Below are 10523 nucleotides of genomic sequence, written 5' to 3'. Positions count from 1 at the left end.
CGGGAAGCCCTGGCCGCCCTGGCCGTACGGATCCTGGGGCGGCGGGAAGCCCTGGCCGCCCTGGCCGTAGGGGTCCTGCGGCGGCGGGAAACCGCCGGCGGGCGGAGGCGGGAAACCGCCCTGCCCGTATCCCGGCTGCTGCGGGGGCTGCTGCGGGTATCCCCCCTGCTGGTACCCGCCCTGCTGCGGATCCTGCGGGTTCTGCGGGTAGCCGCCCTGGTTGTCCCCAGGGAAGTTCGGCGGCTGCGTCATGGTCTCCTCCTCCTCGCTCAGAAAACGATCCCGGCAAACCTACCAACAGCGGGTGACCCGCACCATAGCCGGATGCTCAACCACCGTTGGTCTGACGCTTCGCCTCCCGCTTGGCCTTCCGGAGCGCGAACTCCTCCTGCTCGAGCCGCAGCGCCTCGTCGGGCGGCGGGGCTCCGCCGCCGAGCCGGGCCGGAACCCAGTCCTCCCCCGCGGGAGCCGGGAATCCGTCCTGCGCGCGCTCCAGCGCCTCCCCCATCGCGGCGCGCAGCCGGGCGGTCAGGGCGGCGGGGTCGGCACCGTCGGGCCGCAGGGGTCGGCCGACCTCCACGACGACGGGGAAGCGGTGTCGGCCGATACGGCGCTGCGTGCCCTTGGACCAGATGCGCTGGGTGCCCCACACGATGACGGGGACGATCGGCACGTCGGCCTCGATGGCCATGCGGGCCGCGCCGGACTTGAACTCCTTGAGCTCGAAGCTGCGACTGATGGTGGCCTCGGGGTACATCAGCACGACCTCGCCGGCCTCGAGCGCGGCGACGGCCTCGTGATAGCTCTCGGCCCCGTGCTCGCGGTCCACGCCGATGGCGCCGCAGTGCTTGATGATGAAGGCCATGATCTTCACCTTGCGGAGCTCGGCCTTGACCATGTAGCGCGGCCAGCGGCCGGTCCGCTTGACGGTGAGGCCGGCCTCCAGGAAGTCGACGTAGGACGTGTGGTTGACCGCCACGAGCACGCCGCCGGTGGCCGGAATGTTCTCCAGGCCGCGGTAATCCACCCGCAGCCCCTGGGCGCCCACGATGCTCTTCGCGAGCATCAGGACCACCCGATAGACGGGTTCGCGCCGCGCCATCACACCCCCTGCAGTTGCTTCCTGCAGCCGAGGATACGACGGCGCGGCGCGGGCCGTGTCCGATCAGTACGCGACGGAGAACCGCTGCCGCTCATGGGCGGGGGTGAGGATCTCGTCGACGAAGGCCGTCGCGTAGTCGGCGCCGGAGATCTCCGAGTTCCCGTCGGCGTCGGTGAGCAGCACGTCGCCGCTCGTGCGGAAGGTGCCGCGCTTCTCGCCGGGGTTGAAGGAGCCGTAGCTCGCGGCCGGGCTCAGGTAGAACCAGTCCACGTCGTCGAGCGTGCGCAGGTAGTCGAGCGCGCGGTCGTGCTCCTGCGCGATCGGCTTGACGGCCTCGGGGAACGACGGGGTGTCCACCAGCTTGGGGCCGCCCTCGGCGACCAGCAGGCTGCCGGCGCCGCCGACCACGCCGAGGCGGGCGCCGGTGGCGCGGGCCGCGGCGACCAGGGCCTCCAGGGCGGTGGGCAGATCGGCGCCCTCGCCCGACGGTGCCGCGGTCGGCAGGGCGGAGACGATGACGGCGGCGCCCTCGACGGCGCGGGCGACGAAGGCGGCGTCGGTCACATCGCCGGCCTCGGCGGTGGCGCCGGCCGGGACCTTCGCGACGTCACGGGCGACACCGACGACCTCGATACCGCGGTTGAGGGCCTCGGTGGCGATGTGGCCGCCCGAGTAGCCGGAGGCTCCGAAGACGGTGATCCTCACTGGGACACCCCCTTCGAACGGCGCCGGAGCAGATGCGTATCGGCGGCGAGGGGCCCGTGCGAGGCGATGCCCACCGCGATCAGGCCGGCGATCAGCGCGAGGGGGAGCTCGTAGCCGCCGCCCGTCGCGAAGAAGCCGTTGTCCCAGTGGACGAAGATGATCGCGCCGAGCATGTCGATGATGCCGAGCACCGCGACGAGCGGCACGGCGAGGCCGATGACGAGCGCGGCGCCGCCGACGAGCTCGACGAGGCCGGCGAACCACGCGGACAGCGTCGGGAACGGCACGTCCATCTTCTCGAAGCCCGCGGCGACGTTGTCGATGCCGTTGGTGACGAACTTCTGCCAGCCGTGCGCGAAGAAGATGACACCGAGGATCACCCGGGCGATCGTGGAGGCGAGGCCTTGGCCCCGCTCGAACTGTGCGGCCATGTGACCACTCCATTCTATTGTTGAAGCTTCAAGCTTGCGCTACCATAGAAGCACATGCAAATCGTAAGCGCAATACTTCCGTACGTGTAAGGTTTTCCGACATGGCTGATTTCGACGTCTTCGCGAAGGAATGCCCCTCTCGCGACGTGTTCGCGCACGTCACAGGGCGGTGGGGTGCGCTCGTCCTGGGACGCCTGCGCACAGAGCCGCAGCGGTTCGGCGAGATCCGCCGCCAGGTCGAGGGCATCAGCGACCGCATGCTCACGCAGACGCTGCGGTCGCTCGTCGACGACGGGCTGGTCAGCCGCTACTCCGCCGGCACGAATCCCCCGCACACCGAGTACCGGCTCACGCCCGCCGGGGCCGACGTCGCCGACGCCGTCCTGCGGCTGGCCGCGGCCGTCGAGACGGCGATGACCACCACGCAGCGGACGGCACACGCTTCGGCCCCAGGAGGCACCCCATGACCACCATGCCCGCGCTGTTCCTCAGCCACGGCGCACCGCCGCTCGTCGACGACGAGCGCTGGGTCGCGCAGCTGCGCCGGCTCGCCGCGGACCTGCCGCGGCCCGAGCAGATCCTCGTCGTCTCCGCGCACTGGGAGGCCGCGCCGCTCACCGTGGGCGCCACCGATTCCCGGGTGCCGCTCACGTACGACTTCGGCGGCTTCCCCGAGCGGTACTACCGCACCGTCTACCCCTCCCCCGGCGCGCCCGCGCTGGCCGACCGGATCGCGGCGATGGCGCCCGACGATCAGCCCGTGCACCGGGACTCGGAGCGCCGGCTGGATCACGGGGCGTACGTACCGCTCACCGTGATGTACCCGGACGCCGACATCCCCACGCTGCAGGTCTCGATGCCCACGCTGGAGCCCGAGGCGCTGTTCGGCCTGGGCCGGCGGCTCGCGGAACTGCGCGACGAGGGCGTGCTGATCATCGGCTCGGGGTTCACCACCCACGGCCTGCCCTTCCTCACCGATTCCCGGCCCGACGCCGCGGCGCCCGGCTGGTCGAGCGAGTTCGACGCCTGGGCGCACGAGCGATTCGCCGCGGGGGATGTGGACGGGCTCATGCGGTTCCGCGAGGAGGCGCCGGGGATGCCCTACGCGCACCCGCGGATCGAGCACTTCGCGCCGCTGTTCGTCACGCTCGGGGCGGCGACGGATCCCGAGGCCGCACCTGCGGAGCCGATCGACGGGTTCTGGATGGGGCTGGCGAAGCGGAGCATCGTCGCGGCGTGATCAGTCCGCGTCGGCGATGTAGGCCAGCAGAGCGGCGTCGTCGGATTCGAGGCGGTCGACGATCTCGCCGCCGTCGCAGCGTAGCAGCGCGACGACGGCGCGCCGGTCCGAGCGGTTCAGCACCGTCCAGGTGCCGCCGGAGTCCTCCCAGCGGAGCAGCTGTTCGAGCGGGGTCACGGTCCCGGCCGGGTCAGGCGACGGCCTTGGCGACCAGCGCCGCGATGCGCGCCTCGGGCTCGGCGTACGGCGCGGGCATGGCGCGGAGCTTCGCGAGCACGGCGGCGTCGCCCTTCTTGGTGAACACGGTGAGCCTCCTGGCGGTTCGACGGCCCCTCCACCCTAAGTGCCCGGAACCGGCCCCGGAAACGAGTTCGGGCGGGGTTCTGATTTCTCAGAACCCCGCCCGATCTGCGGTTTCCTCTGTGGAGCTAAGGGGAATCGAACCCCTGACCTCCTCGATGCGAACGAGGCGCGCTACCAACTGCGCTATAGCCCCTTGCGGAACTCGAATACCTTAGCAAGCCCCGCGGCCAAACTGTTAACCGACCTTGCGCTCGTACGGTTCCCGCACGTCAGCGGGGCGATCGAGGAAGTCGAACTCTTCGGCGCGGTAGCGCGGGAGGTGATCGAAGGCCGGATCCTCGTCGTCGATCTCCATCACGATGCAGCCGCCGCGACGCAGGTGCGCGGGCACCCCGTCGCGCACCTCGGCCTCGCGGGCGCGCTCGCGCCGCGCACGCTCCAGCCGGGCCATGCGGCGGCGCCGGATCTCGGTCTCGATCCGCACCGTCCGGCGCAGGTAGGCCAGGTAGACGACGAGCGCGAGCACCACCGCGCCGAGGCCGTACCAGGCGAAGGGCACGTTCATCAGGCCGGCGCCGAGCGCGACGACGGCGAGCACGCCCAGCACCAGCGTCACGCGCTGACGGAACCGGAAGCGCGCCTCGGTGATGCGGGCGTCGTTCTCGGGGTCGTAGCCACCGCGGCGGCGGCGCGGCTCGGCGTCGACGTCCTCGTCGCGCTCCGCGGCGGGGCGCTCGACGGGGTCGAACTCCTCGGTGAGCTGCTCGTCGGCGGGGACCTCGTCCGACTCGTCGACGGCGTCGTCGTCCGCGTACTCGACGGTGTCGTCGGCACCCGTCTCGAGGTCGACCTCCGGCTCGAGGTCGAGCTCCGGCCCGAGGTCGAGCTCCGCCTCGATCTCGGGCTCGACGGTGGCCACGGGCTCGGACTCGCGCTCGGGCTCAGCGGCGGGCGCGGGCTCGGCGGCGGGCGCGGACACGCGCCGCACGATCGGGGCGGACTCGTCGTCCAGGTGGTCGAGGTCGACCACCTTCCTCCGCGCGGCCATCGCGGCCCGCTCGACGGTGGGGATCGGGGTGGTGTCGCCGTCCATGGGGCTGGACCCGTGCAGGTCGTCGACGTCGGAGTCGACGTAGGCGTGCGCCTCGGCGTCCTCGTCGGCGATGTCGTCGTCGGCCTCGGGTGCGGCCTTGCCGAGCACGATCCGCCCGTCCTCGACGATCTCGTCCTCGAGCGCGGCGTCGTCGAGATCCGCGCCCTCGGCGGCGTGCTGCTCGGTGACGGTGGCCGCCGGGCGGATGCGGCGCCGCACGGCGCGGCCGGCAGAGCCGCCGCGGTGCAACAGGCGGGTCTTCAGCGTCGCGTCCGACACCTGATTCACCTTGGGGTGCCGCGCCGCGAGCATCGGAACCAGTACCACCAGCCACGCGACGATCAGCCCCACCCAGAGCAGTGTCTGCGGGATCATGTCGGCTCCCTCCGGCATTCAGCGAGCACGGATCACATCCGTGTAAGTCGCCTAGAAGGCTATTTCAACTGCGCGAATCAGCGCGCCCGACGCGCCGTAGTCAAACCCCAAAAATCTCAAACAGTCACTTCAGTCACACCGGTCAGAACCGGGCACGACCCGATCGAACCACCCGCGCGACCATCGAATCCGCGACCTCCTCGGCCGTGATCGCGACGAGCAAGTGGTCCCGCCAGGCACCGTCGACGTGCAGGTACCGGCGCAGCAGCCCCTCCTCGCGGAACCCCGAATTGCGGAGCACGGCACGCGATCCGGCGTTCTCCGGGCGCACCGTCGCGTCCACGCGGTGCAGGCGCAGGGGCCCGAAGCAGTGATCGACCGCGAGGGCCACCGCCGCCGTGGCCACCCCGCGGCCGGTCACCTGCCGGTCCACCCAGTACCCGACCCACGCGCTCTGCAGCTGCCCGCGCGTGATGTTCCCGATCGTGATCTGGCCGGCGTAGGCACCGTCGACCTCGATGACGAGCGGGACGATCGTCCCGGCCCGGGCCTGCGAGCGCAGCGACGCGCACAGCGGCTGCCATTGCGCGGCGGCGTGCCGTCGCTGCCAGTTCACCTCGCCCGACGGTTCCCAGGGCTCCAGCTCCGCGCGATTGAGGAGCCGCAGCCGCGACCAGTGCTTGCCGTCGCGGGCCCGGATGGGGCGCAGCCGCACCACGCCCGCCGCCGTGGTGAGGGGCCCGAGTTCGACCTGCCAGTCCGCTCCGAAGATCACGTCAGCCGCGCTGCGCGAGGAAGGCGACGATCACGTCGTCGCCCGCGCGGACCTCGGTGACCTCCGGGTCCACGACGATGAGGCAGTTCGCCTCGGCCAGGCTCACCAGCAGGTGGGAGCCGTTGTCGGGGATCGGCGCGACCATGAACTCGCCGGTGTCCTCGTCGCGCATGAGCTGGCCGCGGACGTACTCGCGGCGTCCCGCCGGCGACTGGTGCGCGGCGGCGCTCTTCGCGGTCACCAGACGCCGCATCGGCTGCCGCTTGCCCAGCGCGATGCGGATCAGCGGGCGCACCATGACCTCGAAGGCGACGAGCGCGCTCATCGGATTCGACGGCAGCAGGAACGTGGGCACCTGGTCGTCGCCGAGGGCGCCGAAGCCCTGCACCGACGCGGGGTGCATCGCGATGCGCTCCACCGCGAGGTCGCCGAGGTCGGCGAGCGCGGCCGTGATGTCATCGGACGCGCTGCCGCCGAGCGCGGAGGTCACGATCACGACCTCGGAGCGCTGCAACTGCGCCTCGACAGCCTCGCGCACCCCGTCGGTGGTGACGATGCCCACGCGGTGCACCTCGGCGCCGCAGTCGCGGGCGGCGGCGGCCAGCGCGTACGAGGCCACGTCGTACACCTGGCCGGCGCCGGTGTCGCGGTCGATGTCGACGAGCTCGCGGCCCACGGAGATCACGGCGACCCGCGGCCGCGGGTGCACGGAGACCTTGTCGTGCCCGACGGCGGCGAGCAGGCCCACCTGCGCGGGCCCCACGACGGTGCCGCGGCGCACGGCCACGTCGCCCGGCTGCACGTCGTCGCCGGTGCGGCGGACGTACTGCCCGGACCGGACCGAGTGTCCGACACGGACTTTCGAGAGGCCACCGTCGGTCCACTTGTCGGGGAGGACGGCGTCGGCGAGCGTGGGCAGGGGCGCGCCGGTCTCGACCTTGACGGCCTGCCCGGGCTGCAGCCGGATGGGCTGCCGGTTGCCCGCGCGGACCTCGCCCACCACCGGCAGGCTCACGACGATCTGCTCGCCGGTCTCCTCATCGGTCTCACCGGCGCTCGCCACGTCGACGGAGCGCACGGCGTACCCGTCGATGGCGGCCTGGTCGAACGCGGGGAGGGCGTTCTCGACGACCACTTCCTCCGCGCACATGAGGCCCTGCGCCTCGGAGATCCCCACGCGCACCGGGCGCGGCGCCACCGCCGCCGCCGTGACCCGTGCCAGATGGTCCTCCACGGAGCGCATGCTCTCGGCCTCCTACAGCGTCAGTCTCGGTTCAGGCGATCCTGCAGCCACTCACGCAGGTCGGGACCGTAGTCGTCGCGGTCCAACGCCAAGTCAACCGCAGCCTTGAGGTAGCCCCCGGGATTTCCGAGGTCGTGTCGGGTTCCGCGGTGCACGACGACGTGGACGGGATGCCCCTCGCTGATGAGCAGCGCGATGGCGTCGGTCAGCTGGATCTCGCCGCCGGCGCCCTTGTCGATGCGGCGCAGCGCGTCGAAGATCGCCCGGTCCAGCAGGTAGCGGCCGGCCGCGGCGTAGTTCGACGGGGCGTCCTCGGCCTTGGGCTTCTCGACCATGCCGTTGACCTTGAGCACGTCGGGATTGGTCGCGTCGGGCACGACCTCGACGTCGAAGGCGCCGTAGCTGCTGATCTGCTCCGGGCTGACCTCGATCGCGCACAGCACGGAGCCGCCCCGCTTCGCGCGGACCTTCGCCATGGTGGTCAGGACGCCGTTGGGCAGCACCAGATCGTCGGGCAGCAGCACGCTGACCGCGTCTTCGTCGTCGTCGAGGACCGGCTCGACGCACGAGACGGCGTGGCCCAGGCCCAGCGGCTTCTCCTGGATGACGGCCTCGGCGTGGATCAGGTTCGGGGCGCGGCGCACCTTGTCGAGCATCGCGGTCTTGCCGCGCTTCTCCAGGGTGCCCTCGAGGACGAGGTCCTCGACGAAGTGGGCGACGACGCCGTCCTTGCCGGGGCTGGTGACGATGCACAGTCGCTCCGCGCCCGCCGCCGCGGCCTCCTCCGCCACCAACTCGATGCCCGGGGTGTCGACCACGGGGAGCAGCTCCTTCGGCACCGTCTTCGTCGCGGGGAGGAAGCGGGTACCGAGGCCTGCGGCGGGGACGATCGCGGTCTTCGGAATGGACGGCGCTGTGGTCATCCCTCCACCTTAAGCTAGGTCACGTGATGGTAACGATCCGAGTGGCTGGGAGTTCGCTGCATGAGCGCTGACGGCAAGGCGGGGTGGCGCGCGCGGTTCCGCGCGGGTCGCGCCGCCATGACGGGCGCGGCGCGGGCGGAGGCCGCGGCGGCGTTGACCTCCGTTCTGGCCTCGTTGGACCTGGGTGAGGTGGTGGCCGCGTACGTACCGGTGGGCTCCGAACCGTCGTTCGTCCTCGACCGGCGAGTGCTGCTGCCGGTGACCCCGCCGGAGCCCGGCCCGCTGGACTGGGCGTGGTCGGGTGCACTGGCGCCGGGCCCCTTCGGGCTGCTGGAGCCGGTCGGTCCCCGCCTCGGAGCCGACGCTCTTGCCGGAGCGTCGACGGTGCTGCTCCCCGCGCTGGGCTGCTCGCGCGAGGGCGTGCGCCTGGGCCGCGGCGCCGGCTACTACGACAGATCCCTGCGCCCGGGGCCGCGGTTGATCGCGGTGGTCTACGACGAGGAGCTGGTCGATCTCCTGCCGTCGGAGCCCACGGATGTGCCCGTCCATGCGGCGCTGACGCCGTCGGGACTGGTGGAGTTGAAAGATCACCGTCTCTGACTCGGAACGGCGTGCGAACAAGTCCCTCAGGCCGATGTCGGCGGTGATTTTTGAACCGGCTTCCGGGTCAGATGAAGCCGCCGCCGGAACAACACCCGGAGCTGCTTCTCGACCGTGTCCCAATCGAACAGCACGCTCTCGTAGGAGAGTCGCACGGTGACCCGACCCCCGGTCAGTGAAACCAGGTCACGGGTACGGTCCACCTGGTACTGCGCTCCGAGGTGGTGGCTCTTGCTGTCGCACTCAATGATCATCCGGTCGCCCACCACCAGGTCGACCCATCCCACCTCATCGAAGTACACCTGGGTGCGCACCCTCATCCCGAGCGCACGGAGCCGAAAGCGCACCAACGACTCGGTCCCGGAACCGGCGTTCTCGTCGAGCTCATCCAGCAGTCGGGTGATCCGGCGCGGCGCACCGTGGAACACCTCGACCAGGTCCTCGCGTTCCAGGAGCTTGTGATGCAGTACCGAATCCAGGATCGCCACCAGGTACTCGTCCGAGACACAGCGCGCGGCACAGGCCAGCGCCTCGCGCAGGCCGTCGACCGCGCGTCGTGGATCGCTCAGGAAGCCGAATGCAGCACACCCGTCTGCGCGCGGCGTCACCCTGGTGGTCCTGTCGGCCCACGGCTTCTGCTGTGAGTGCTGCGCCCTCTTCACCGCGGCTGCGGGCATAGCGGACTTCATCGGCTTCGCGGCGGCGCGCCGCTTCCGGTGTTGATGCTCGGATCGCCGGACGTGGATACCGTCGCCGGGAGGAACCCATACTCCGTCGAATCGGCTCAACGCGGAGACACAGCTCAGGACTCCTCCCGCCTTCACCGCCCGCGCGACCAGGGGATCCCGGCTCGCCACCGCGTACCAGCCGGGCCGGAGTGCCTCAACGATCCCGACTCGCAGCCATCGAGCCAACTCTGCCGGTTCGACGCCGAGGTCGATCGCCCGTCGCCGCGTGAACACGCCGCCATCGGCGATGAGTTCGGAGTAGTCCATGCGCCGAGCATCCCGCGGCCGACCGCTCGCTCAGCCCGTCCGAGCGCCTCCTGTGGAGAGAACACGTTTCGTACGCTCATCTGTGGATGAAACTTCGCCGCCCGATTCGTCCTCTCAGGGGCGAACATCCCCTGATCTGGAGTTTCACGCGGAGATCTTCACACAAGCAAGCGGGAGATGTACTTCTCGCCGTAGGTCCGCAGCGCGGCGGTGTCGCTGATGTCCAGGCCGGTGGGCGAGTTGGAGAGCAGGGAGCCGGTGATCCGCAGCATGAGGTCCACCACGGAACAGAGTTCGGCGTAGTCCTGCTCGGCGCCGGAGTTGCGCAGGCGGATCACGATGCCCTGGATGAGCAGGTCCCACACGCCGCGCGGGATGCGCAGGAAGTACTCGGGCTCGGCGGCCAGCACCTTCGACACGGCCATGTTCGCCTCGGCCTGCTCGATGCTCAGCACGAACACCTCGACCAGCGTCTGCTGCGGCGTGTATCCGACGATGGTCTTATCGAGCTTGCGGCGCAGGGTGCGGATCTCGATGGCCACGACGCGGGCGATCAGCTGGTCGCGATTCGGGAAGATCCGGTACAGCGTGCTGCGGGAGACGTGCGCCTGCTTGGCCACCTGATCCATGCTGACGCCGGGGATGCCGTTCGCGGCGATCACCTCGCGTGCCGCGTCCACGATCCGCCGCGCAGGTGAGGGAACCGTCATAGCGGTATCGTATCCGCTCACATCCTTG

General features: G+C 70.9%; 14 protein-coding genes and 1 tRNA gene. 3 read left to right on the top strand and 12 right to left on the bottom strand.

Translation table 11 applies throughout. The annotated features are described in order from the left end of the window. The 4 genes from ACNAYW_RS22140 to ACNAYW_RS22125 all read right to left on the bottom strand — a co-directional run. A partial coding sequence (locus tag ACNAYW_RS22140) for a hypothetical protein (protein WP_415851787.1) occupies positions 1 to 252 on the bottom strand: 252 nt, incomplete at its 3' end. 76 nt (positions 253 to 328) lie between these two features. Continuing rightward, positions 329 to 1102 (bottom strand): lysophospholipid acyltransferase family protein, encoded by a 774-nt coding sequence (locus ACNAYW_RS22135; RefSeq protein ID WP_415851786.1) that lies wholly within the window; start codon positions 1100 to 1102, stop codon positions 329 to 331. A 63-nt stretch (positions 1103 to 1165) separates the two neighbouring features. Then, the gene (locus ACNAYW_RS22130; protein WP_415851785.1) at positions 1166 to 1807 is read right to left on the bottom strand and encodes an NAD(P)-dependent oxidoreductase; all 642 of its coding nucleotides are present in this window, start codon (positions 1805 to 1807) and stop codon (positions 1166 to 1168) included. Continuing rightward, on the bottom strand, positions 1804 to 2238 hold the full coding sequence (locus tag ACNAYW_RS22125; protein WP_415851784.1) for a DoxX family protein: 435 nt from the start codon (positions 2236 to 2238) through the stop codon (positions 1804 to 1806). Before ACNAYW_RS22125 ends, ACNAYW_RS22130 begins: the two co-directional genes overlap by 4 nt. 101 nt (positions 2239 to 2339) lie before the next feature. On the opposite strand from ACNAYW_RS22125, the gene ACNAYW_RS22120 reads away from it, so the two are divergent. Together ACNAYW_RS22120 and ACNAYW_RS22115 are read left to right on the top strand one after the other, a co-directional pair. Beyond that, positions 2340 to 2705 carry a winged helix-turn-helix transcriptional regulator gene (locus tag ACNAYW_RS22120; protein WP_415851783.1) on the top strand — a complete coding sequence of 122 codons (366 nt, stop codon included), beginning with the start codon at positions 2340 to 2342 and terminating at the stop codon, positions 2703 to 2705. Further along, positions 2702 to 3478 carry a dioxygenase family protein gene (locus tag ACNAYW_RS22115; protein ID WP_415851782.1) on the top strand — a complete coding sequence of 259 codons (777 nt, stop codon included), beginning with the start codon at positions 2702 to 2704 and terminating at the stop codon, positions 3476 to 3478. The genes ACNAYW_RS22120 and ACNAYW_RS22115 overlap by 4 nt, the downstream gene beginning before the upstream one ends. Here the strand turns inward: ACNAYW_RS22115 and ACNAYW_RS22110 are convergent, their stop codons facing one another. From ACNAYW_RS22110 to ACNAYW_RS22085, 6 genes are all read right to left on the bottom strand, one after another. Next, positions 3479 to 3655 (bottom strand): hypothetical protein, encoded by a 177-nt coding sequence (locus ACNAYW_RS22110; protein WP_415851781.1) that lies wholly within the window; start codon positions 3653 to 3655, stop codon positions 3479 to 3481. A gap of 246 nt (positions 3656 to 3901) precedes the next feature. Then, a tRNA-Ala gene (locus tag ACNAYW_RS22105) sits at positions 3902 to 3974 on the bottom strand. Between the two features lie 42 nt (positions 3975 to 4016). After that, a complete protein-coding gene (gene sepX / locus ACNAYW_RS22100) occupies positions 4017 to 5249 on the bottom strand; it encodes a divisome protein SepX/GlpR (RefSeq protein WP_415851780.1) in 1233 nt (410 codons plus the stop codon). A 142-nt stretch (positions 5250 to 5391) separates the two neighbouring features. Further along, complete coding sequence (locus tag ACNAYW_RS22095) at positions 5392 to 6024, bottom strand: GNAT family N-acetyltransferase (RefSeq protein WP_415851779.1); 633 nt, start codon at positions 6022 to 6024, stop codon at positions 5392 to 5394. 1 nt (position 6025) lies between these two features. After that, positions 6026 to 7267, bottom strand: a complete 1242-nt coding sequence (glp, locus tag ACNAYW_RS22090; RefSeq protein WP_415851778.1) for a molybdotransferase-like divisome protein Glp — start codon at positions 7265 to 7267, stop codon at positions 6026 to 6028. 20 nt (positions 7268 to 7287) lie between these two features. Further along, a complete protein-coding gene (locus ACNAYW_RS22085) occupies positions 7288 to 8190 on the bottom strand; it encodes a UTP--glucose-1-phosphate uridylyltransferase (protein WP_415851777.1) in 903 nt (300 codons plus the stop codon). Positions 8191 to 8250: 60 nt separating this feature from the next. Between ACNAYW_RS22085 and ACNAYW_RS22080 the strand changes: the two genes are divergently transcribed. Further along, positions 8251 to 8790, top strand: a complete 540-nt coding sequence (locus ACNAYW_RS22080; protein WP_415851776.1) for a 5-formyltetrahydrofolate cyclo-ligase — start codon at positions 8251 to 8253, stop codon at positions 8788 to 8790. Between the two features lie 26 nt (positions 8791 to 8816). Here the strand turns inward: ACNAYW_RS22080 and ACNAYW_RS22075 are convergent, their stop codons facing one another. Together ACNAYW_RS22075 and ACNAYW_RS22070 are read right to left on the bottom strand one after the other, a co-directional pair. Further along, a complete protein-coding gene (locus ACNAYW_RS22075; protein ID WP_415851775.1) occupies positions 8817 to 9785 on the bottom strand; it encodes a hypothetical protein in 969 nt (322 codons plus the stop codon). A 158-nt stretch (positions 9786 to 9943) separates the two neighbouring features. Beyond that, complete coding sequence (locus ACNAYW_RS22070) at positions 9944 to 10495, bottom strand: TetR/AcrR family transcriptional regulator (RefSeq protein ID WP_415851774.1); 552 nt, start codon at positions 10493 to 10495, stop codon at positions 9944 to 9946. Positions 10496 to 10523: the final 28 nt, after the last annotated feature.

This window comes from Tsukamurella ocularis (genome assembly GCF_965138335.1).
In the GTDB taxonomy this organism is placed as follows: Bacteria; Actinomycetota; Actinomycetes; order Mycobacteriales; family Mycobacteriaceae; genus Tsukamurella; species Tsukamurella ocularis_A.
Note: the sequence above shows the minus strand (reverse complement) of the source record. Positions and strands in the feature narration are given on the sequence as shown.